The 21,516-nt window shown below is 71.2% G+C and carries 26 protein-coding genes, 1 tRNA gene and 1 pseudogene; 14 read left to right on the forward strand and 14 right to left on the reverse strand.

Annotated elements, in window-relative coordinates; all coding sequences use genetic code 11:
* Positions 1-248 precede the first annotated feature (248 nt).
* From ACPPVO_RS55465 to ACPPVO_RS55490, 6 genes are all read left to right on the forward strand, one after another.
* Entirely contained in the window at positions 249-1,112 is an 864-nt protein-coding gene (locus tag ACPPVO_RS55465) for a M20/M25/M40 family metallo-hydrolase (RefSeq protein WP_426507671.1), read from the forward strand.
* 33 nt (positions 1,113-1,145) lie between these two features.
* Positions 1,146-2,459: a cation:dicarboxylate symporter family transporter gene (locus tag ACPPVO_RS55470; protein ID WP_426507672.1), complete on the forward strand. Its 1,314-nt coding sequence runs from the start codon at positions 1,146-1,148 to the stop codon at positions 2,457-2,459.
* A gap of 341 nt (positions 2,460-2,800) precedes the next feature.
* Positions 2,801-3,409, forward strand: coding sequence for a response regulator (locus ACPPVO_RS55475; RefSeq protein ID WP_426507673.1), 609 nt, complete (start codon positions 2,801-2,803; stop codon positions 3,407-3,409).
* Between the two features lie 235 nt (positions 3,410-3,644).
* Positions 3,645-4,307, forward strand: a complete 663-nt coding sequence (locus ACPPVO_RS55480; protein ID WP_426507675.1) for a phosphotransferase — start codon at positions 3,645-3,647, stop codon at positions 4,305-4,307.
* 596 nt (positions 4,308-4,903) lie between these two features.
* Positions 4,904-5,122 carry a hypothetical protein gene (locus ACPPVO_RS55485; RefSeq protein ID WP_360378210.1) on the forward strand — a complete coding sequence of 73 codons (219 nt, stop codon included), beginning with the start codon at positions 4,904-4,906 and terminating at the stop codon, positions 5,120-5,122.
* Positions 5,123-5,247: 125 nt separating this feature from the next.
* A complete protein-coding gene (locus ACPPVO_RS55490) occupies positions 5,248-6,111 on the forward strand; it encodes a dioxygenase (RefSeq protein WP_426507676.1) in 864 nt (287 codons plus the stop codon).
* Here the strand turns inward: ACPPVO_RS55490 and ACPPVO_RS55495 are convergent.
* From ACPPVO_RS55495 to ACPPVO_RS55510, 4 genes are all read right to left on the reverse strand, one after another.
* Positions 6,094-6,744: an MOSC domain-containing protein gene (locus ACPPVO_RS55495; RefSeq protein WP_426507677.1), complete on the reverse strand. Its 651-nt coding sequence runs from the start codon at positions 6,742-6,744 to the stop codon at positions 6,094-6,096. The genes ACPPVO_RS55490 and ACPPVO_RS55495 overlap by 18 nt on opposite strands.
* 19 nt (positions 6,745-6,763) lie before the next feature.
* Complete coding sequence (locus ACPPVO_RS55500) at positions 6,764-6,955, reverse strand: hypothetical protein (RefSeq protein WP_426507679.1); 192 nt, start codon at positions 6,953-6,955, stop codon at positions 6,764-6,766.
* Positions 6,956-7,249: 294 nt separating this feature from the next.
* Positions 7,250-8,008 carry a hypothetical protein gene (locus ACPPVO_RS55505; RefSeq protein ID WP_426507680.1) on the reverse strand — a complete coding sequence of 253 codons (759 nt, stop codon included), beginning with the start codon at positions 8,006-8,008 and terminating at the stop codon, positions 7,250-7,252.
* Between the two features lie 49 nt (positions 8,009-8,057).
* On the reverse strand, positions 8,058-8,312 hold the full coding sequence (locus tag ACPPVO_RS55510) for a hypothetical protein (protein ID WP_426507682.1): 255 nt from the start codon (positions 8,310-8,312) through the stop codon (positions 8,058-8,060).
* Positions 8,313-8,447: 135 nt separating this feature from the next.
* Here ACPPVO_RS55510 and ACPPVO_RS55515 point away from each other — a divergent pair, with 135 nt between their 5' ends.
* A complete protein-coding gene (locus tag ACPPVO_RS55515) occupies positions 8,448-9,023 on the forward strand; it encodes a thymidine kinase (protein ID WP_426507683.1) in 576 nt (191 codons plus the stop codon).
* Here ACPPVO_RS55515 and ACPPVO_RS55520 read toward each other — a convergent pair.
* Positions 9,020-9,865 (reverse strand): annotated as a pseudogene (locus tag ACPPVO_RS55520) (putative bifunctional diguanylate cyclase/phosphodiesterase); the annotation flags it as partial. The gene ACPPVO_RS55515 and the pseudogene ACPPVO_RS55520 overlap by 4 nt on opposite strands.
* A gap of 999 nt (positions 9,866-10,864) precedes the next feature.
* On the opposite strand from ACPPVO_RS55520, the gene ACPPVO_RS55525 reads away from it, so the two are divergent.
* From ACPPVO_RS55525 to ACPPVO_RS55545, 5 genes are read left to right on the forward strand one after another with little or no spacing between them, the layout of a single operon-like run.
* Positions 10,865-11,158 (forward strand): metal-sensitive transcriptional regulator, encoded by a 294-nt coding sequence (locus tag ACPPVO_RS55525; RefSeq protein WP_360378234.1) that lies wholly within the window; start codon positions 10,865-10,867, stop codon positions 11,156-11,158.
* Between the two features lie 20 nt (positions 11,159-11,178).
* On the forward strand, positions 11,179-11,679 hold the full coding sequence (locus ACPPVO_RS55530; protein WP_426507686.1) for a hypothetical protein: 501 nt from the start codon (positions 11,179-11,181) through the stop codon (positions 11,677-11,679).
* Complete coding sequence (locus ACPPVO_RS55535; protein WP_426507687.1) at positions 11,676-12,152, forward strand: macro domain-containing protein; 477 nt, start codon at positions 11,676-11,678, stop codon at positions 12,150-12,152. Before ACPPVO_RS55530 ends, ACPPVO_RS55535 begins: the two co-directional genes overlap by 4 nt.
* Positions 12,153-12,176: 24 nt before the next feature.
* A complete protein-coding gene (locus tag ACPPVO_RS55540; RefSeq protein WP_426507689.1) occupies positions 12,177-12,656 on the forward strand; it encodes a hypothetical protein in 480 nt (159 codons plus the stop codon).
* Positions 12,657-12,666: 10 nt separating this feature from the next.
* Positions 12,667-13,059, forward strand: a complete 393-nt coding sequence (locus ACPPVO_RS55545) for a DUF1801 domain-containing protein (protein ID WP_426507690.1) — start codon at positions 12,667-12,669, stop codon at positions 13,057-13,059.
* Between the two features lie 48 nt (positions 13,060-13,107).
* Here ACPPVO_RS55545 and ACPPVO_RS55550 read toward each other — a convergent pair whose 3' ends face one another.
* From ACPPVO_RS55550 to ACPPVO_RS55570, 5 genes are all read right to left on the reverse strand, one after another.
* Positions 13,108-13,518 carry a GntR family transcriptional regulator gene (locus ACPPVO_RS55550; RefSeq protein WP_426507691.1) on the reverse strand — a complete coding sequence of 137 codons (411 nt, stop codon included), beginning with the start codon at positions 13,516-13,518 and terminating at the stop codon, positions 13,108-13,110.
* 82 nt (positions 13,519-13,600) lie between these two features.
* Positions 13,601-13,924 (reverse strand): hypothetical protein, encoded by a 324-nt coding sequence (locus tag ACPPVO_RS55555; protein ID WP_426507693.1) that lies wholly within the window; start codon positions 13,922-13,924, stop codon positions 13,601-13,603.
* A gap of 40 nt (positions 13,925-13,964) precedes the next feature.
* Positions 13,965-15,167 carry a methyl-accepting chemotaxis protein gene (locus ACPPVO_RS55560; RefSeq protein ID WP_426507695.1) on the reverse strand — a complete coding sequence of 401 codons (1,203 nt, stop codon included), beginning with the start codon at positions 15,165-15,167 and terminating at the stop codon, positions 13,965-13,967.
* Between the two features lie 300 nt (positions 15,168-15,467).
* Positions 15,468-15,543: transfer RNA gene (locus ACPPVO_RS55565), tRNA-Ala, on the reverse strand.
* 73 nt (positions 15,544-15,616) lie between these two features.
* Entirely contained in the window at positions 15,617-16,171 is a 555-nt protein-coding gene (locus ACPPVO_RS55570; protein WP_360378245.1) for a YqgE/AlgH family protein, read from the reverse strand.
* A 220-nt stretch (positions 16,172-16,391) separates the two neighbouring features.
* On the opposite strand from ACPPVO_RS55570, the gene ACPPVO_RS55575 reads away from it, so the two are divergent.
* Positions 16,392-17,150, forward strand: a complete 759-nt coding sequence (locus ACPPVO_RS55575) for an S-methyl-5'-thioadenosine phosphorylase (protein WP_426514883.1) — start codon at positions 16,392-16,394, stop codon at positions 17,148-17,150.
* Here ACPPVO_RS55575 and ACPPVO_RS55580 read toward each other — a convergent pair.
* The 4 genes from ACPPVO_RS55580 to ACPPVO_RS55595 are packed head-to-tail and all read right to left on the reverse strand — an operon-like array spanning position 17,086 to position 19,740.
* The gene (locus tag ACPPVO_RS55580) at positions 17,086-18,150 is read right to left on the reverse strand and encodes a sensor histidine kinase (protein WP_426507697.1); all 1,065 of its coding nucleotides are present in this window, start codon (positions 18,148-18,150) and stop codon (positions 17,086-17,088) included. The two genes, ACPPVO_RS55575 and ACPPVO_RS55580, sit on opposite strands and share 65 nt — an antisense overlap.
* On the reverse strand, positions 18,143-18,826 hold the full coding sequence (locus ACPPVO_RS55585) for a response regulator transcription factor (protein ID WP_426507699.1): 684 nt from the start codon (positions 18,824-18,826) through the stop codon (positions 18,143-18,145). Before ACPPVO_RS55585 ends, ACPPVO_RS55580 begins: the two co-directional genes overlap by 8 nt.
* An 18-nt stretch (positions 18,827-18,844) precedes the next feature.
* Entirely contained in the window at positions 18,845-19,237 is a 393-nt protein-coding gene (locus tag ACPPVO_RS55590) for a hypothetical protein (protein WP_426507700.1), read from the reverse strand.
* A gap of 53 nt (positions 19,238-19,290) precedes the next feature.
* Complete coding sequence (locus tag ACPPVO_RS55595; protein WP_426507702.1) at positions 19,291-19,740, reverse strand: MarR family winged helix-turn-helix transcriptional regulator; 450 nt, start codon at positions 19,738-19,740, stop codon at positions 19,291-19,293.
* 107 nt (positions 19,741-19,847) lie between these two features.
* Between ACPPVO_RS55595 and ACPPVO_RS55600 the strand changes: the two genes are divergently transcribed.
* Complete coding sequence (locus tag ACPPVO_RS55600) at positions 19,848-21,467, forward strand: MFS transporter (RefSeq protein WP_426507704.1); 1,620 nt, start codon at positions 19,848-19,850, stop codon at positions 21,465-21,467.
* The last annotated feature ends 49 nt before the right edge of the window (positions 21,468-21,516 follow it).

Genomic DNA, 21,516 nt, shown 5'->3' on the forward strand with positions numbered 1-21,516 from the left:
GACTGTCCGCTAGCCGCCGTCCTCTGGACTCGCACTTCGCATGTCCGCCCGGATGGCGGCAGGCGAATACGAGACAGCCACCCAGCCCCCGAGGCTTTCCGGTGTAGTCCGACCGGCCTGCGCAGAGCGCGGGAAACCTCGGGGGCTGTTCCATGTCCGGCGCCGTCCGATCAAGAATCATCGTGAGCCGGCCTCCGCGGGCCGCGACCAGGGGCAATCGTTCGGGGTCGCAGCCGCGGACGGAAACGGTGGCCGTCCCGGCGTTCCCCGGCGCATCGCCCATTCCCTATCCTGTGGCCGTGATCTCCGCGAAACGGCTGCGCGTTCATGTCGAAGCGCTCACTGCGCACGGGCCGCGGTTCGAGGACCTGCCCGGGGTGCCGGCCTGCCTGCGGTACGTGACGGATCAGCTCACCGCCATGGGGCTGAAGGTGCGCGTCGAACGCTATGGCGGCGAGTTGCACCAGGTAAACCTCGTCGCCGACATCGAGGGCGGCACCTCCGACGACGCCGTTGAGCTGTGTGCGCACTGGGACACGGTCGACGGCAGCCCCGGGGCCGACGACAACGCCAGCGGCGTGGCCGGCGTGCTCGAGGCCGCGCGCCTGCTGCGCGAGGCCGACCTGCCCGCCCGCACCATCCGGTTCTGTCTGTTCGGCGGCGAAGAGGCCGGCTTCGACGGCAGCGCCGCGCACCAGGCGTTCATCACCGCGCAGACGGAGTCGATCGTTTTTGAAATGATCGGGTACACCGCCGCTCACCAGCGGCTGCCCGAGGAGCTCGCGGGCTTCCTGGAGCCGCCCGAGCAGGGGGATTTCGTCGCGCTGGTCGCCGACGAGCGGTCCCAGGGGCTGCTGACGCGGTTCGCCAGGCATCTGGAGGTACCGTCGCTGCCTCTGGTTCTTCCGGAGTTCGCCCAGGACGTCGCGCTGCGCAGTGATCACGTGCCGTACTGGGAGGCGGGCCGCCGCTCGTTGCTCGTAACGGACACGGCCGACTATCGAAACGAGCACTACCACCGCGCCGACGACACCGCGGACACGCTCGATTACGACTTCGCGGCCGGCATCGTCAAGGCCGCGGTGCGGACGATCACCGATCTCGCACAGTGATTCAGATCACTACCTAGTGGGCAAGTCCCTGGCATGGGACGCGACAAGACCAGGTTCCTGTACCTCGCGGTGATCCTCGCCGTTGCCGCGGGTGTGGCGGTCGGCCTGCTCTGGCCCGGCTTCGCCAAGGAGCTCAAGCCGCTCGGCGACGGATTCGTGAACCTCATCAAGATGATGATCAGCCCGATCATCTTCTGCACGATCGTGCTCGGTATCGGCTCGATCCGACAGGCCGCGCGCGTCGGGAAGGTCGGCGGACTGGCGCTCGGTTACTTCCTGGTGATGTCCACTGTCGCACTCGCGATCGGCCTGATCGTCGGCAACATCATCCACCCGGGCGCCGGCCTCGACCTGGCGGGCACGACGACCTACAAGGGGGCGGCGGCCGAGGGTACCGTCGACTTCCTCCTCCACATCGTGCCGACCACGCTGTTCTCGGCCCTGACCAGCGGCTCCGTGCTGCAGACGCTGCTCGTGGCGCTGCTCGTCGGCTTCGCGGTGCAGGCCCTGCCCGGCGGCGACAGGATCCTCGGCGCGATCGGCCTGCTGCAGCGCCTGGTCTTCCGCGTACTCGCAATGATCATGTGGGTCGCCCCCGTCGGCGCGTTCGGCGCGATCGCCGCGGTCGTGGGCGCCACGGGCTGGAAGGCGCTGGCCGGCCTCGCGCAGATCATGCTCGGCTTCTACGCGACCTGCCTGATCTTCGTGTTCGGGGTGCTGGGCCTGCTGCTCTTCGCCGTGACGCGCCTCAATGTGCTGCAGCTGCTGCGGTACCTGGGGCGAGAGTTCCTGCTCATTCTGTCCACTTCGTCGTCGGAGTCCGCGCTTCCGCGACTGATCGCCAAGATGGAGCACGCCGGCGTGTCACGTGCGGTGGTGGGCATCACGGTCCCGACCGGCTACTCCTTCAACCTCGACGGCACCGCGATCTACCTCACGATGGCGTCGCTGTTCATCGCGGACGCACTCAATCAGCCGTTGTCGGTACCGCAGCAGATCTCGCTCCTGGTGTTCATGATCGTGGCGTCCAAGGGAGCCGCGGGCGTGACCGGCGCGGGTCTGGCGACGCTGGCGGGCGGGCTGCAGGCGCACCGCCCGGCCCTCGCCGACGGGGTCGGGCTGATCGTGGGCATCGACCGCTTCATGTCCGAGGCGCGCGCCTTGACCAACTTCGCGGGCAACGCCGTGGCGACGCTGCTGGTCGGCTCCTGGTCGGGCGAGCTGGACCGCGACCGCGCACGGGCCGTCCTGGCCGGCGAGATTCCCTTCGACGAGACCACGATGCTCGACACCGAGGCGGAGGAGGAGCACGAGGCCCCGCGCAACGAGCCCGCCCCGGCGACGTGAACGCACATCGCCGACGGCCTCTTTCGTTCATGCGCGGCGCCGCGCACGCTCGGACACGGCGTTCACTTCTGCACGGCGGACGCTCAACGGCACACATTCGCTCACCCCGCCGCGCACGCTCACCGCGCCGCGCACGGCGCACGCTCACCGGCACACATTCGCTCACCGCGCCGTGCACGCTCACCGCTCGGTGCACGCTCATGCACAACGTTCGCCCGGGGCAGTTGCACGATTCGCGCCGGCCTGTGCAGCGAGACGCCCGGCCGTTGCACGAAACGCGCAGTGGTTCCTGTTCGTCTCCGCTCGGCGACCGCGCGACTCGGTCATGGCACGATGCTCCGGTGTCCATCCGACTCTTGATCGCCGACGACCAGGCCCTCGTGCGGGGCGCGCTCGCGGCGCTGCTCGATCTCGAGGCCGATCTCACCGTCGTCGCGGAGGTCGGGCGCGGGGACGAGGTCGTCGCGGCCGCGCGGGAGCACCGGCCCGACGTCGCGCTGCTCGACGTGGAGATGCCCGGGCTGGACGGCATCGCGGCCGCCGCGGCGCTGCGCAAGGCGCTGCCGTCCTGCAAGGTGCTCATGGTGACCACGTTCGGCCGGCCCGGATACCTGCGCCGGGCCATGGCCGCGGGCGCGTCGGGCTTCGTCGTGAAGGACACACCGGCCAAGCAGCTCGCCGATGCCGTACGCCGCATCGCCCAAGGCCTCCGCGTTGTCGACCCGACCCTGGCCGCCGAGACGCTGGCCAGCGGCGACAGTCCACTGACCCCGCGCGAGGCCGACGTGCTGCGCGCGGCCCGCGAGGGCGGCACCGTCGCCGACGTGGCCGGCCAGCTCGGACTGTCCGAGGGCACCGTGCGCAACCACCTGTCGGCGGCCATCGGCAAAACGGGCGCCCGCACCCGCGCCGAAGCCGTCCGCCTCGCCGACGAGAACGGCTGGCTCTGAAGCCACGGCGAGAACACAAGCCTTGCGCATCGGCGTGCCATGCGCGCGTTGCCGGCAACGGTGCCCGCCGCAAACGCAAACAGGCTCCTCGCTACATACCGTTACGCCAGCTCGTGCACGTTCGTGCAGCGCGCGGCTGAGCGAAATGTGAGCCGCGAACGGGTGTCGCTCACAAGAGTGGATGCCCCTCCACCTGAGGGCTGAATGATTGCGGGTGAGGACGTAGAGTCGCGGCATGACCGCACTTCTCGCCAGCGGCCGCGATGCGGATGTCTATGCCCTTGACGAGCGGCGAGTCCTCCGGCGGTACCGGCGCGGCGGGGACGTGACGGCGGAGGCGGTCATCATGCGGTACGTCTCGGATCATGGATATCCGGTCCCTCGCGTCTATGAGGCCGAGGGCGCCGACCTGGTCATGGAGCGCCTCGAAGGGCCCACGATGCTGCAGGCGCTCGACGAGGGCACGCTCGATCTGCACTCGGGCGCCACCGTGCTCGCCGATCTGCTCGAACGGTTGCACAAAGTGCGCGTTCGCTCAGCCACCGATCCCGGCACGCGCATCCTGCACCTCGACCTGCACCCCGAGAACGTGGTCATGACCGAGGGCGGGCCCGTCGTGATCGACTGGCGCAACAGCTGCGAGGGGCCGCCGGAGCTGGACGTGGCGGCGACGGCGCTGCTCATCGCGACGGTGGCCGTCGTGCCGGGGCACGAGTTCGCCGAGCGGGCCGAGGACTTTCTGGACACCTTCCTCAGCTGTACCCGCGACAACCCGCTCTCCCAGCTCGAAGCCGCCGTGCACAGGCGCCACGCCGACCCCAACGTCACCGCCGAGGAGAAGACGCACCTGCACGAGGCCAAGCTCCTCGTCACCACCGCCGCCCGCGCACACTTCTGAGGCGAGCCCGGGAGAGGCCCACCGGACGACGCTGAACGAAGCCGAGCCGCGCAGCCCAGACGGGGCAATACGGGGCCAAGCCGCGCGAAGCGAAAAGCTAAGCCGCGCGGCGCGAAAGCCAAGCGGCGCGGCGCGGCGCGAAAGCCAAGCCAAGCCGCGCGGCGCGAAAGCCAAGCCAAGCCGCGCGGCGCGAAAGCCAAGCCGCGCGGCGCGAAAGCCAAGCCAAGCCGCGCGGCGCGAAAGCCAAGCCAAGCCGCGCGGCGCGAAAGCCAAGCCAAGCCGCGCGGCGCGAAAGCCAAGCCAAGCCGCGCGGCGCGAAAGCCAAGCCAAGCCGCGCGGCGCGAAAGCCAAGCCAAGCCGCGCGGCGCGAAAGCCAAGCCGCGCGGCGCGAAAGCCAAGCCGCGCGGCGCGGCGCGGCGCGGCGCGGCGCGAAAGCCAAGCGGCGCGGCGCGGCGCAGAAAAGCCAAGCCCCAGCGCGGAGCCAGGCCACCCTCGCGGCATCGAAGGCAAGCCCCGAAGCGGGCGACAGAGGGCGAGCGGCGAATAACCCGATCGGGGCGGCGTACGCGCGTCGAGGGGGCGCCACGCTTTCCCTCATGGAAGAACTCTTCGTCCGGCAGGTGGACATCGGCGTGGCCGACATGGACATCCACGTCGACGACCGGCTCACCACCACCCGCGTCGTCGTCGAGCGCGCCACCGCCACCGACCGCCGCGGCGGACGCGAGCGTGAGCTCCTCCTCGTATACGGCGCCGCCGAGACCCGGGCCGTGGCCGAAGCCCTCCACCGCGCCTCCGAGCTCGCAACGGACTGAGAACCCGGAAAAAAACGACTTAAGCCCCGCCGGGGTATAAATCCGATATGTCGCGGCGCGCCAGCGCCCGACATATCGTCACCCGCTCTTGTTGAGCGCTCAACTAACGCGCTACTCTCGTAAACATGAACCAGCTTCCCTTTCTCGAGCAGCACCTCGCCGCGGCCGTTCCGGCCAGTCGCGAGCAGCGCGTATGGACGCCCGAGGACGGGGCGCTGCCCAGCCTGTACATCAGCCACGGCGCCCCGCCGCTGCTCGAAGACGCGCAGTGGATGCGCGAACTGCTCGACTGGACGCTCGAACTGCCCAAGCCCAAGGCGATCCTCATCGTGAGCGCGCACTGGGAGCAGGCGCCGCTGAGCGTTTCCGCCACGGGCGCGAACACGCCGCTGGTGTACGACTTCGGCGGCTTCAAGCCCGTGTTCTGGACCTTGAAGTACGACACGCCCGATGCCTCCGCGCTCGCGCGGCGCATCGCGGCCGTGATGCCCGACAGCGAGCCGCTGCACGAGCACACCAGCCGCGGGCTCGACCACGGCGCGTGGGTACCGCTGATGGTGATGTACCCGCTCGGCGACGTGCCCGTGCTCCAGCTCAGCCTGCCCACGCACGACCCCGACCGGCTGCTGGAGCTCGGCCGCCGGCTGCGCCCCCTGCGCGACGAGGGCGTCCTGGTCATCGGCTCCGGGTTCATGACGCACGGGCTGCCGTTCCTGACCCGGGAGCACTGGACCGGGCACGGCCGGCCGCCGGGCTGGTCCGCCGAGTTCGACGCCTGGGCCGCCGACGCGCTCGCCCGCGGTGACGTCGACACCCTGAGCCGGTACGCCAGCCAGGCCCCGGGCATGCCGTTCGCGCACCCGACGGCCGAGCACTACACGCCGCTGTTCGTCACCCTCGGCGCCGCCGACCAACCCGACGCGCCGGTGCGCTCGGTGATCGACGGATACTTCATGGGCCTGTCCAAGCGCTCACTCCAGACGGCTTAGCACCTTCCCGCGCGTCTGGGCCGGCAGCGCCGTGGCCGCCACGAGCCGGGGCAACAGCTCCGGCTCCGCGGTCAGGGCCCGGAACGTGAGCCCGATCGTGACGTCGTGCGGCGGAGTGTGCACGATGCGCACCTCGTCCCCGGCGCGCACCGAGCCCGGCACGACGACCCGCAGGTACGCCCCGGGGATCGCCCGCTGCGTGAACGTCTTGATCCAGCCCCGCTCCCCCAGCCAGCCGGCGAAGGTCCGGCACGGGATGCGCGGCGCGGACACCTCGAGCACGGTCTCGTCGCCGATCAGCCACCGTTCGCCGATGCGGGCGCCGGTCACGTCGAGCCCGACCGTGGTCAGGTTCTCGCCGAAGACGCCGCCGGGCAGGTTCCGGCCGAGCTCGGCGGCCCATTTGTCGAGATCTTCGCGGGCGTACGCGTACACCGCCTGATCCGGCCCCCCGTGGTGCCGGGTGTCACAGACCCGGTCGCCGTCGACCCCGGTCGGCTCGGACCCGCGCGGCCCGGGCTCGGCGATCGCCACCGGCCCGTCGACCGGGCGCTTGTCGATGCCGGTGTGCTGCACGTCGGAGTGCTGCGTGCGCATGGGCGCGCCCACGTTGACGGAGAGGAGGTAGGCCACCCCGTCAACGTAGCGAATTTCAGGCGCCGATCAAGGCCAGGTCCTCGCCCGCCCGGATGCCGGGGCCGCCGATGGTGCTCAGCGTGCCGCCCGGTCCCGCGTGCACGACGCGGGCGCCGGCGAGGTACCGGATGCTGACGTTCTCCGCGAAGTTCCGGCCGTTGGGCAGGCCGCCCGCGGCCATGATCGTGCCGATGTCGACGCCCCACACACAAGTTACACCGGGCCGAACGGTCTTGACCTTGAAACGCCGCAGCGGCGCTGCGCCCCGAAGACCGGACGAAGCCCGCAGACCCCCGAAAAATGCGGATATAGGCGATAAGTCGCGGCGCGGAGCGCCCGACTTATCGCCTATATCAGAGCGGTGCGCAGCGCCGCGCCCGACCTATCGCCTTACCAGAGCGGTGCGCAGCGCCGCGCCCGACCTATCGCCTTACCAGAGCGGTGCGCAGCGCCGCGCCCGACCTATCGCCTTACCAGAGCGGCGCGCAGCGCCGCCCGGAGCTCAGGAACCGGCCGTGGCCGTGCGGAAGGACGGGGCGCCCTGCTCCGGGGCCACCGCGGTCGCCTTGCGCAGCCGCAGCTCGGCGTCGAACGCCTCGTCGTCCAGGCTGCGCTTGGCCGCCATCGCGAGGTCGGCGGCCTTCGCGGTCTTCCGCTCCAGCTCCGAGGCCTCCTGGTACGCGCGGAACTTCCGGTCCCGGATGACCTTGCGGAGCATCAGCTGCTGCGCGAACGGGTGCGCCTTCGGGTCCCAGCCGTTGCGGTGCATGAGCGCGTCGGCCAGGTCGGCCGCCGAGATCTCGCCGCGGTCGTGGGCCGCGTTGACGATGCGGACCAGGTGGCGGCGGCGGTTCTCCGGGTCGTCCTCGGTCAGCCGGAAGGCGTTCGCGCGCCGGAGGCGGTGCACGTCCCGCTCCGACTCCTCGAACGCGCGCCAGGCGGCCTCCTGCGTGCGCTGCGCCGCCTCCCACTCGTTGCGCCGGCGGTCGGCCATGGCGGTGGCGCGCTCGTCGGCGATGGCGACCTCCGCGCAGTACCGCCGCAGCTCTTCGATCTCTTTGGCACTGCGCTCGGCCTTGGCCAGCTTCTCGCGCGCGGCGTCGGGGTCGCGGATCGCCTTGCGCAGGCGGGTCCACCAGGACGGGCCGCCGGAGCCGCGGTGAGAGATGAACGACATGACCACGAAGGCGATGACGGCGGCGGCGAGCAGGGCCAGCCAGATGGTCAGGGCCTGCTGCATACCGTGGGAGAAGTTCTGCATGGCGGGGGCACCTCGGATGGGGGCGAGACCGGTCAGGGAGGGGTTCGTCTCACGCCGGGTGCGCGGGTGGGGCCCGGCCCGCCGCGGCGCCCACGGATCGGCCGTCGGGCATGGCCCGCGCGGCCGTGATCGCCACCGCCTCGGCGAAACGGGCGACCGGGGCCGCCTCGTCCACTGTGGACTGCGGGGCCGGGGCGGGGGCGGCGGTCGCGTTGAACGACACCGGCGCCGGACGGGACGGCTCCACTGTGGACGGCACGGCCGGGGTGAAGCCGGCGCCGAGGATCAGGGCACAGATGGCCATCGCGAGTCGTCGCACACCACGCCGCAGACGGCTGGGCGGCGAGACGACCTGCATACCATCAAACATGCCCCCTGGGGACGAAGGTCGCAAGCTGGGGTGAAAATTCCTACAGTCCGGCCGGAGTACCGTGTCGCCGTGGATCTGACCGTCATCCTCGGCCCGATGAAGAGCGGCAAGTCGCTGGAGCTGGTGAGCCTGCTCTCGCCGCTGCAGTACACGGACGCGCGGCACCGCGTGTTCCAGAGCGCCCGGCACGTGCGCGACGCCGGTGTCGTCTCGCGCAGCGGGGCCGCCCTCGCGACGGTCAAGGCGACCTCGCTGGCCTCCGCGCTCGACGAGGAGCTCGACGTCGTCGGCATCGACGAGGTGCACATGTTCACGATCGCCGACATGCTCGTGGTGCGGCGGCTGCTGGAGCGCGGCACCCGCGTGGTGGCGGCCGGCATCGACCTCGACCACCGCGGCGAGCTGTTCGCGCCGGTGCGGGCGCTGCTGGAGCTCGGGCCCGCGAGCGTGACCTACCGCCGCGCGGTGTGCGACCGCTGCCGTTCGTTCTCCGCCGTGTACACGCAGGTGCTGGAGCACGGCGAGCCGATGCTCCGGACGCTGGCCCCGTCGACCGCACTGCCGGACGACGGCACGTACGCGTACGAGGCCCGCTGCCGCATCTGCGTGGTGCTGCCGGAGAAGGTCACGGTCGCGGCCGCCTAGGCGACGGCGGACTCCAGGGCGAACTGGGGGTTCGCGACCGGGCGGCCGAAGTGGTACCCCTGCGCGTAGCGGTACCCGAGCCGGTAGAGCTCCGCGGCCTGCTCGGCGGTCTCGACGCCCTCGGCGATCGCCTCGAGGTTGAGCCCGTCGCTCACGTTGATCAGCGCGGTCGCGATGACCGCGTGCCGGCCCGCCATTGTCACGTTGTCGACGAACGACTTGTCGACCTTGAGGATGTCGACCGGGCAGGTCTGCAGCAGCCCGAGCGACGAGTGGCCGGTGCCGAAGTCGTCCAGCGCGATGCGCACACCGAGCTGGTGTACCGCGTCGAGCGCCTCGATCGCCCGCCCGCCCCCGAAGACCGCGGTCTCGGTGACCTCGATCGCCAGACGCTCGGCGGGCAGGCCGGTCGCCGCGAGTACCGCCGCCACCACCTCCGCGAAGTCGGGCTCCGCGAGCTGGCGCGCCGAGACGTTGACGCTCACCTTGCGCGGCGCCGCGGCCCCGAGGCTCGCCATCCAGGCCGCCGCCTGCGAGCACGCCTCGAGCAGGATCCACGCGCCCAGCTCGACGATCTGCCCGTTGCGCTCGGCGACCGGGATGAAGTCGGCGGGGCTCATGAAGCCCAGCTCCGGGTGGTGCCAGCGGATCAGTGCCTCCACGCCCGCGAGCTCGCCGTGCGGCAGGGCCACGATCGGCTGGTACACCAGCTGGAACTGCCCCTGGTCGATCGCCTCCCGCAGCTGCGCGCCCAGCTGGGCGTGCTCGGAGGCGCGCTGGTCGAACTCGGGCCGGAAGCGCTCCTGGCGCGACTTGGCCTCCTTCGCCGCCATCCGCACCACGACCAGGACGAACAGCACCCCGGCGACGACGCCGATGGCGAGCCAGTCCATGTGCTCCGCGCGGGCCGGGCCCTGGCCGAGCAGCACCAGCGGCGCGATGAGCGAGCTGACCGCGAGCACGACCAGGCGGCTTCGGTACAGCGTCGTGGCCGCCTCGGTGACGGGCTCGGTCAGGGTGCGCATGGACGGGTGCAGGGCCGCGGCCGCTAGCGCGACATATGACGCAAGCCACCCGATTTGCGGAACTCCATTCGGTACCGACGAAAACGTCGACAACACCGAGAAGCTCACGTCCGTGACGAACATCAGCGTGGTGCCGGCGACGAGCAGCCGGTAGCTCGCCGTCCGGGCCGTCCGGCCGGTCAGCAGGCGCGCGAGGAGCACGAGCAGCACGACGTCGGCGAACGGGTAGGTCAGCGCGAAGACCCCGGCGCAGCACGGTGAAGTGCTCCGCGTCGGCGATCGGGCGCATCACGAACACCCAGAACAACAGGCCGCTGCCGGCGGCGGTGATGCACGCGTCGATCAGGCCGGCCCGGTCGCGGCCCTGGGCGCGCAGCATGAGCCAGAGGCCGCCCGCGAGCGCCGGGTACGCGCCGAGGTAGAACGCGTCGGCCAGGGACGGGTACGGCACGGCGCCGGTCCGCAGCAGGTACAGGCCGTAGACGATGTCGCCGAGGACCCACACGGCGAGGCCGGCGGCGAAGCAGTACCACACCGCACGGCGCCGCGGCCGGTTGCGCCGCACGCCAAGGAGCACCCCTGTCACCGCGCCCAGCATGATCGTCTCGTAGCCGATGCCGGCCCCGGGCGAGTTGCGCGGCAGCAGCGGGTAGATCGCGGCCACGACGCCGCCCACTACACACCAGACGAGCCAGAGGCGCCTGGTCAGCCACTCTCCCACGGGTGGGTTATCGGCACCGCCCCGCCCGGCGTGAGGTTTGTGACCTGGTTTTATACCCCCAGGGGGTTCATCGCGATGCGGGTATGCTTGTCGCCATGACCGCCCCGACGCCGCGCGGGTACACCGCCACCAAGGACCAGCTCCAGAGCCGCCTGCGCCGCATCGAGGGCCAGGTCCGCGGCGTGGAGAAGATGGTCGACGAGGACCGGTACTGCATCGACGTCCTCACCCAGATCAGCGCGATCCAGGCGGCCCTGGACAAGGTGGCGCTCGGACTGCTCGACGACCACGCCCGCCACTGCATGCACAACGGTTCCCAGGAGGGCAAGGGCGAGGAGATGGCCACCGAGATGATGGCCGCCGTGGGACGCCTCCTGCGCCGGGGCTGATCGTTCCTTATTGTCTGTGCGTGCCCGACTACGCGTACGTACGGCAGACGGACGGCTTCACCTGCGGCCCGACCGTGGCCCTGGTGGCCGCGGCGGCGCTGGACCCGGACTACGGCGCGACGGTCACCGACGCAGCGGCCGAGCAGCACCGCATCCACGCCGCCGCGAACCGCCTGTGGCCCCGCAAGCTCGGCACCACGCCGTGGGGCGTGGCCGGCGTGATCTCGGCGCACACCGCGGCCCTGGGGGTCCGGTACGGCTGGCGACTCTTCCGCGGCGACCTGGCCCCGGCGATCGCCGCCGTGGAGTGCGACTGGCCGGTCGCGATGCTGATCGGCGCGGCCATACCGCGCCACTGGGTCCTGATCGTCGGCCACACCGACGGCGAGCTGCACTGCTTCAACCCCGCCCGGGGCGTGGAGACGACGATCCCGGTCGCCGACGTGGCCGCCCGCCACCTGGAGCCGCTGGGCTTCCCGCGTGCCTTCGCCCTGGTCCTGCCGCGGCACGTGACGTCGTGACCCCCCTGCGCTACGTCCGGGGCGACGCGACAAGCCCCCAGGCCGCGGGCCCGAAGCTCATCGCGCACGTCTGCAACGACCTCGGCGGATGGGGCAAGGGGTTCGTGGTCGCCCTGTCCCGCCGGTGGCCGGAGCCGGAGCGCGACTACCGCGCGTGGCACCGGGAGCGCGCCCACAACGACTTCGCCCTGGGCGCGGTCCGGGTGGTCCCGGTACGCGCCGACACCTGGGTCGCGAACATGATCGGCCAGCACGGGATGCGGACCGGCTCGAAGGGACCCCCGATCCGGTACGACGCACTCAGTCTTTGCCTCGGTGCGGTTGCGGATCACGCCGTGCGGCTGCAGGCTTCGGTGCACATGCCGCGCATCGGCGCCGGGCTGGCCGGCGGCCGATGGGAGCAGATCGAACCGCTGATCATCGACCGGCTCTGTGCCCGCGACATCGCCACGACCGTGTACGACCTAGCCTGAACCCATGTCCACTGGGAGTGTGCAGTGAGGCGCATCCTGAGTCCGCTGAGCCTGGTGCTGGCCCTTGTGGTGCTGGCCGGGTGCTCGGACGGCGATAAGAGCACGCCGGAGTCGGGCACGCCCTCGGCCGGCCCCGTCAAGTCCATGAAGCACGCCGACGCCCAGGCGCTGGCCGACAAGTACCGCACCGAGGCCGTGACCGCCATGGCCGCGACGCCCACGGGCCCGCCGACGAGCAGCCTGGCGCCGTGCGAGGGCCCGCACACCTTCACCGCCATCACCTACGGCGACGTGCCCGTGCCCGCCGCCCAGCAGCCGGCCGCCTTGCAGAAGCTGCGCGACCATTACACCGGCGAGCAGTACACCGTGGCCTCGACCGGCGCCGACGGCTCCTTGAACGCCACCGCCGCCGACCGGGTCAACATCTCCGTGGCCCCCGAGGGAACCGACACTCTGCGAGTCAACATCGCGACGCCGTGCTACTCCTCGGACGAGCCGCTCTAGATTCGGGAACATGACGTACGAGAAGGACGAGCGCGTCGACGCGTACATCGACGCGCTCCCCGAGTGGCAGCAGACCGTCTGCCGCCGGGTCCGTGACCTGGTACACGAGGCCGACCCGGCGGTGACCGAGACGATCAAACGCACCGTCCAGCCCTACTTCGTCCTCGACGGCAACATCTGTGCCCTGCTGGCCGCAAAAACCCACGTCAACGTGTTCCTGTACGACGGCGCGATAGTCCCCGACCCGGCGGGCATCATCACCGCGGGTCACGCGAACAAAACGGCCCGCACCGTGGCGGTATACGAGGGCGCCCACGTCCCGGCCGAGCCGCTCCTGGCCATGTTCCGCCAGATCATCGCGAACAACCGAGCCGGCGGCTGGCGCCGGCTGAAGAAGGACTGACCTGGTCAGAACCGAAGCCCGTTGATCCGGCGCCGACCACGGCGGCCTTCATGCCGGGTCGTTCCAGTCCTCCGGCGAGGCCGCCCCGATAACGGTGCGGTTCCCGGGGTACAGCTCGACCTGGCCATCCCGGCGCAGTTCCAGCACGGGTTCGCCCGCGCGAAGTCCGAGTCCGGCCGCTTCCTCGGCAGATGGCGCGCGGGCGACGATTTCCTCGCCCGGCTGCAGTGTGAGGCGCATCCGGGCGACCGGTACCGACACCCGCGCTCGATAGCCGGGCCGGCAGTCGACAAGCCCTTCACCGCACAGGATCAGCAGGGCGTCGCGAATGGTGGCCCGGCCGACATCATGGGCTTCGGCCAGATACTTCTCGCTCGGCAGTATCGATCCCGGCGGCAGCGAACCGGTCCGAATCTCGGCCCGAATGTGGGCGGCGACTTGCCTGTGCAGACTCGACATGCGGACAAGTATAGGCCATATGGTGATATGGGAACAAGATGAGTTGAAGGTCGTGCATTCGTGGGCGCGAGCACGAACGGCCTCAGTAGCGGAAGCGGGACACCAGGGTCTGCAGGTCGGTCGACGTCTGGGCGAGCAGCTGGGCCGCCTTCGTGGTCTCGCCGATCGAGTCCGTAGTGCGGCGGGTGGCGTCCGACACACCGGCGATGGTGACCGCGATGTCCCCCGCCCCCTGGGCCGCCGTGGAGAGCGTCCGGTTCATCTCCTGCGTGGTCGCCGTCTGCTCCTCGACGGACGAGGCGATGGTGAGCTGGATCGAGTTGATGCGCTCGATGATCCCGGAGATCTCACCGATGGCGCCGACCGCGCGCGTTGTGTCGCTCTGGATGGCCTCGACGCGGTGCACGATGTCCTCGGTGGCCTTGGCCGTCTCCTGGGCCAGGTCCTTACACCTCGCTCGCGACGACGGCGAAGCCCTTGCCCGCCTCGCCGGCCCGGGCGGCCTCGATCGTGGCGTTGAGCGCCAGCAGGTTCGTCTGCTCGGCGATCTGCGTGATGACCTTGACGACGGTGGCGATCTCGGTCGACGAGTCGCCGAGGCGCGACACGGTCTCGTTGGTCTGGGCGGCGACCTGGACGGCCTGGGCCGCGACCTGCGCCGCCTCCGAGGTGGAGCGGCTGATCTCCCGGATGGACGATCGCATCTCCTCCGCCCCGGCGGAGACGACGTGAAGGCTGGACGAGACCGTGTCGGCGGTGGTGGCGACGGTACCGGCTCGGGCCGAGGCGTCCTTCGCCGCGTTCTCGACGCCGCCGGCGACCGAGTTGAGCTGGTCGGCCGCGCCCCGCAGGCTGGTGGCGTTGCGCGCGAGGCCGACCACGTCGTCGCGCAGGCTGGCGATGCCCCGGTTCAGGGATGCCGCCATCTGGCCGATCTCGTCGTGGTCGACGATGTCGGAGATGCGGGTGAGGTCGCCGCCGGCCAGGCCGTCGGTCACGTTCGAAACGCCCTGCACGGCGCGGCGGATTCGGCTCGCCACCCGCAGCCCGAGCAGCAGGCTCAGCAGCACCCCGACGACGAGGACGACCGCGATCGTGGTGGTGGCGTTGCGGGCCTCGGCGGCACTGGCGCGTGACGTCGCGGCGACGAACCGGTGCGCGGTGTCGCTCAGGGCCTTCTGATCGTCGCCGAGGGCCCCGTAGAGCTGGTCGTACTGGGTGACCACGGTCGCCAGCTCGGCCGCCGACGCCTTGCTGCGGTCCACGGCGATGAACTCCGTGTAGGCCTTCCAGTCGGTCGCCGCCTTGGCGACGACGCCAGTAGCGGCATCATCGCCCGCCAGCCCCGTCTGCAGCGTCCCGAGGGCATCCTCCACGGCCTTCTTGTCGGCCGCGAGCCCGGCGTTGATCCGGTCCGCAAGGCTCGGGTACAGGCGCAGCGCAGACATATTGTCCCCGAACGCCTCGATATTCTTGGCAAACGACCCGGACGCCTCGAACACCTGCAGACTCTTGCTCTGCGCCGCATCCGCCGTGGACTTCACGCTCCGCACGGCCGAGATCCCGATCGCCCCGACAACAACCCCCGAGGCAGCAGCAACAAGCACGACCGCCGCGATCTTGGCCCGCACCGACCGATCGTCAAACACCGAAAGAATGCTCACCCCCTGCCAATCGGAAGCGAAAAAACCAACACGAGACGAAAACCCCCACAGCAGAACCAAGGCCACCGACGATCAGCAACCTGAGGACCACAACCTGAGGACACCAACGATCAGCAACCTGAGGACCACAACCTGAGGACACCAACGATCAGCAACCTGAGGACCGAAATGGGGGTGTGGGTGGCGAAGCCCCCACTGGGGAGTGATGCGAAGCAAACGCGAGGAACACCGCCATCGCAACGGCAAAAAAGGCGCCCCCGCCTTTGAGCAGGGAGCGCCTATCGATGGTGGAGCCGAGGGGACTCGAACCCCTGACCCCCACACTGCCAGTGTGGTGCGCTACCAGCTGCGCCACGGCCCCATCTTGTGCTTCGCTCTCGCGGGCACTCACGGAATAGTACACATAACCGGGGTTGGGGTCACATCGGGTATGCCTAGTTCTGGGTCGGGTCCGACGGGTAGTGGGCCACCGCCGCCATGAGGCCGCCCTGCCGGCGCAGGACCATCTGCCACAGGTCGTCGGGGCGCGGGGCGAACGCGTCGCTGGGCAGGGCGTCGAAGACGAACCAGGAGCCGCCTTCGATCTCGCGCTCCAGCTGGCCCGGGGACCACCCCGCGTAGCCGGCGAAGACGCGGACGCCGAGGACGCCCGCGACCAGGAGGTCTGGGTCGCCGGAGAGGTCGACGGTGCCGACGGCGCCCGAGACGCGGTTGAAGCCGGCCAGGTCCTCGACGCCGGGGCGGGTGCGGGCCAGGCAGATCGCGGCCTCGGGCTGCACCGGGCCGCCCTCGAAGACCACCGGTGGTTCACCCGCCAGGGCGCCCCAGCCGCCGAGGACATCGGCCACCTGGACCTCGGTCGCACGGTTGAGCACCACGCCGAGGGCGCCGCCCTCCTCGTGCGCGACGACCAGCACGACGGTGCGCTCGAAGTTCGGGTCGCGGAGCGCGGGGGTCGCCACCAGCAGCCGCCCGGTCAACGACTCCATCGCCCTCCCTCGACGCTGCCTGGACGTACCCCGGCCGGTGCCGGAATTTCCCGGTCTCGGTGACCCACGGCCCGTGGGTGGTTCACCGAGTTCCCCGTGCATCGACATCAGTCCCACCAGCAAACGAGGAAGCGGGGTGCGAGGGTCATGTCTCGCACCATAGCCTGACCCGCGCGTCCCGGTTAGGGTCTGTTCCGTGACCTCACTCGCGGACGTAGCCGTGATCGGTGGATCAGGGCTTTACGCCCTCCTCGACGGCGCCGAGGAACACGTGGTCGACACGCCTTATGGCCCACCGTCCGACCCGATCACGGTCGCCACGGTGGGCGGGCGGCGCGCCGCTTTTCTTCCCCGGCACGGAAAGGATCACCGTTTTCCGCCGCATCGGATCCCCTATCGGGCGAACCTGTGGGCGCTGAAGGAGATCGGCGTGTCGCAGGTGCTGGCGCCCTGCGCGGTCGGCGGGCTGCGGCCCGAGCTGGGGCCGGGCACGTTCGTGGTGCCGGACCAGCTGATCGACCGGACCTCGGGGCGGGTGCAGACGTTCTACGACGAGGGCGCGGTGCACGTGAACTTCGCCGACCCGTACTGCGAGACCGGGCGTGACGTGGTGAAGAAGGTCGCGGCGGAGCACGGGATCGCGGCCGGGGACGGCACGATGGTCGTCGTGGAGGGGCCGCGCTTCTCCACGCGGGCCGAGTCGCGCTGGTACACGGCGATCGGCGGCGCGGTGGTGAACATGACGGGGCATCCCGAGGCGGTGCTGGCCCGGGAGCTGGCGCTCTGCTACACCTCGATCGCCCTGGTCACCGACCTCGACGCGGGCGTGGAGGGCGACCACGGGGTGACCCAGGAGGAGGTCTTCCGGGTCTTCGGGGAGAACACCGACCGGCTCCGGCGGGTGCTGCTCGACGTCATCCCGCGACTGCCGGAGCGGCCGGACGATCCGTGCCGGCACGCACTGGACGGTCTGCACTAGGCAGCCGTACCACGAACCGGCAGCCGTCGCCGGAGTTGTCCACGGCGACGTCGCCGTGGTGGGCCTCGACGAGACCGCGCACGATGGCCAGCCCGAGCCCGCCTCCGGCGCTTTTTTCGGGTGTACGCGCGGGAGCTCCCCGGAACGCCACGTCGAAGACCCGGGGCAGGTCCGCATCGGGGATGCCGCCGCACGTGTCGGACACCGCGAGCCACCCGCCGCCGTCGTCCTGGCCGCCGGTGACCGTCACGGTGCCCTCCGGCGGCGTGTACCGGATCGCGTTGCCGATCAGGTTGTTCACCACCCGCGACAGCTCCGGCACCGAGCCGCGCACGACCGGCCAGCCGGACGAGGGCTCGGCGACGATGCTGATGCGCTCGGCCGCGGCCAGGGGCGTGGCCGACGCGATGGCGTCGGAGACCACGTCGCCGAGCGGCACGTCCGTCAGCGACAGGCGCAGCGCCCCGGCGTTGATCCGCGAGAGCTGGAACAGGTCGTCCACGAGCGCGGCCATGCGGTCGGTCTCGGCGGAGATGCGGCGGTGGTACTCCGCGACGGTGTCCGGGTCCGAAACGACGCCGTCGTCGAGCGCCTCGGCCATCGCGCGCAGCCCGGCCAGGGGCGTGCGCAGGTCGTGCGAGACCCAGGCGACGAGCTCGCGGCGGCGGGCCTCGGCGGCGCGCTCGCGGTCGCGGGCCTCGGCCGCCCACATGCTGGAGCGGGCCAGGCGTCGTCCGGACCACAGCCCGACGGCGAGCGAGACGGATGCGGCCGTACCCACGACGATGAGCAGCACGTGCAGATCGTGGTCGGAGATGAACATGCGCATCGCGGCGCCGAGGATGCCGGCCAGCACGCTGAACACGGTGACGAGCAGGATGACCACGATGTGCGCGGTGACCGAGCGGCCGCGCAGGACCCGCAGCGCGACGAGGCCGGCCAGCGCGACGGCGAGCGCGCCGCTGAGGGCCATCAGGAACGTGGAGATGATGTCAGGCATATTCGTACCGGTACCCGACGCCCCACACGGTGAGGATCCGCCTGGGCTCGGCCGGGTCGTCCTCGACCTTCTCCCGCAGCCGTCGCATGTGGACGGTGACCGTCGACTGGTCGCCGAAGGTCCAGCCCCACACCTGCTCCAGCAGCTCGGCGCGGCGCAGCACCCGGCCGGGGTTGCGCATGAGGAACACGAGCAGGTCGAACTCGCGCACCGTCAGCGCGAGCTCCATCCCGTGCCGGGTCGCGATCCGGCGGGCGACGTCGACCCGCAGGTCGCCATCGGCCAGCTCACCGCCGGCGGCCGGGGCGGGGGCCGCGCGGCGCAGCACCGACTGCACGCGCAGCACGAGCTCGCGCGGGGAGAACGGCTTGGTGACGTAGTCGTCGGCGCCGACCTCCAGGCCGATCACGCGGTCGGACTCCTCGCCGAGCGCGGTCAACATGATGATCGGCAGGCCCGGGTCCTGGGTGCGCAGCCGCCGGCACACCTCGAGACCGTCGATGCCGGGCAGCATGAGGTCGAGCACGACGAGGTCGGGGCGCTCGTGGCGGTACTCGTCCAGCGCCGCCTGCCCGTCACGGGCGAGCCGGACGCCGAACTCGGCCCGCTCCAGGTAGCGCCGCACCACGTCGCTGACCGTCGGGTCGTCGTCGACGACCAGCACATGCTGCCCCATCGCTCGAGCGTAGTCGGCTCAGGTCTCTCCGCCGAGGTCGGTTTCGTACGCCTCGTGGAGCAGGTCCGCGCCCCGCTGCCGGTGCTGCCACACCTCGCGGATGAGCCGGTCCGCGTCGCGGCGCACGGCCTCGGGCGGGTGCTCGTCGGTCAGGTGCCCCTCGAGCTGGTCGAGGGCCGTCCACACGGAGCGGTGGTCGCCGACCAGGGTGTTGAGGTACGGCGCCAGCCGCGGCGCGTCGTCGACCACCTCCGCGTAGAGGCCGCTGGGCCCCTCGGTCTGTTCCACGTGGACCGCGAATGCGGCCTTGAGCTGCGCCACCGCGTGACTTACCCGGGACCCGAACGCCGGATCACCGACCGGGGTCTGGATGGCGTGTTCCACGCGCTGTATACCGCCGAGCAGTTCCATGCCGCACCTCCCGCCCACTCCATGATGTGATGCGGGACACACCTCTGTCCAGCTCAGAGCGTAGTTATCTCCTCGCCCTGCGGCGCGTCGGCCGCGGTCATGCGCGTCAGCCAGGCGTTCACAACGGCCAGCTCCTCCGGGGTGAACCCGTTGGAGAGCCTGGCCTCCACGGCCTGCACGGCCGGCACCGCCTCGCCCAGCCGCGCCCGTCCGGCGTCGGTCAGGAGGATCTGCTGCGAGCGGCGGTCGGAGGGGTGCTGGCGGCGCTCCACCAGGCCGGCCCGCTCCAGGCCGGTGAGCATCTCGTTCGCCGACTGGCGGGCGGTGGACACCTTGCGCGCCACGTCGGCCACCGACATTCCGGGCGACTCGTCGAGCAGCAGCAGCGAGGCGAACTGCGCGACCGACAGCTCGAACGGCACCAGGGCCTCGGCGACGACGCCGCGCAGGGTCAGCCAGGCGTGGCGGACGAGGAAGGTCGAGCAGGCGTCTCCGGGAGTCACCCGCCCATTGTGCGCCGGAATACTATTGACAGGAACCTGCCAATCCTGCGAGTGTGGCAAACATGACCGTCAGGGACCTGTCAATAAGCGTATCCCGGCAGCGCCGCGTGCTGTCGGTCCTCGTGTTCGCCGCGGTCCTCATCTGGATCGACACCACAATCCTGGGCATCGCGCTGGAGCGCATCGCCGACCCGCGGACCGGCCTCGGCGCCACGCCGGGCCAGCTCCAGTGGGCCGTCGGCTCCTACGCCCTGCTGTTCGCCACCGCGCTCTTCGCCGCCGGCGCGCTCGGCGACCGCTACGGCCACCGCACGATCCTGGTGCTCGGCCTGGTCTGCTTCGGCGGCGCCTCGATCTGGGCCGCGTGGGCCGGCGACGCCACCGGCCTGATCCTCGCCCGCGGCCTGATGGGCGTCGGCGGCGCGATGATGATGCCCACCTCGATGGCGATCATCGGGGCCACGTTCCCGCCCGAACGCCGGGCCGGGGCGATCGCCGCCTGGTCGGCCTCCAGCGGAGTCGGCGTCGCCCTCGGCCCACTGCTCGGCGGCGTGCTCGTCGACCACTTCTGGTGGGGCTCGGTCTTCCTGGTGAACCTGCCCGTCGTCGCCATCGCGCTGATCGGGATCGCGTCGGTGGTACCGAACCCGAAGCTTGCCCGGAAGCGCCGGCCGGACCCGATCGGCCTGCTGCTGTCCACCGCGGGCCTCGCCGCCCTCGCCTACGGCCTCATCGAGGCCGGCCAGGACACCGACTGGACCCGCTGGCCGGTGTGGGGCCCGGTCGTGCTCGGCCTGGCGCTGCTCGTGCTGTTCACCGTCTTCGAATGGCGCTCGAGCGAGCCGTCGTTCGACCCGCGCCTGTTCCGCAACGGCCGGTTCAGCGCCGGCAACGTCGCCCTCGCCGCGCTGTTCTTCGCCATCACCGGCCAGATGTTCTACGGCAACTTCTACCTGCAGGGCGCCCGCGGCATGAGCGCGCTCGACACCGGCCTCGCGTTCCTGCCCGGCGCGCTCGGCGTCGCGATCGGCTCCGGCCTCGGCGCACGCCTGGCCAAGCGCCACGGCGTGGGCCTGGTCAGCGGCGGCGGCCTGCTCGTGGTCGCGGCCGCGTTCCTGGCCAACCTGTGGTTCGACGTCGACACGCCGCTGGTGTGGTTCTGCGCCATCGGACTGGTCAGCGGTACCGCGATGGGCATGACGATCGCCCCGACGGTCGCCGCCGTCATCGCCGTGCTGCCGCTGGACCGCATGGGCGCCGGGTCGGCGGTCAACAACACCGTGCGGCAGGTCGGCAGCGTGCTCGGCATCGCCCTGCTCGGCACCGTCCTGGCCACCACGTACCGCGACCGCATCGAGCCGGCCCTGCGGGACCTGCCGCCCGCGGCCCGGGACGCGGCGGCCCCGTCGGCCGAGCACACCCGCGCGGTCGCGGACGCCCTGCACCGCCCCGACCTGGCCACGCGGGCGAACGACGCGTTCATCGCGGCGATGCACGTCACCGCCGCGACGGCCGCGCTGGTCGCCTTCCTGGGCGCGGTCCTGCTGCTGCTCGCCTTCCGCGCGGCCGGGCGCCGACGTCACGGCGACGGCGCGGACGCCGGCCGCGAGCAGCAGGCCCAGGCCGGCGGCGAGCAGCGGCAGCCCCAGCCCGACCGGGAACGCCGTGACGTAGTCGAGGCTGTCCCGCTCGGGAATCGTGGCGAAGCCGGCGGCGACCAGCGCTAGCGCGAACACCATCGAGCCGGTGCCGCCGACGATGCCCCACATCGCGGCG

This window comes from Dactylosporangium sp. McL0621, assembly GCF_049995355.1.
Lineage (GTDB): Bacteria > Actinomycetota > Actinomycetes > Mycobacteriales > Micromonosporaceae > Dactylosporangium.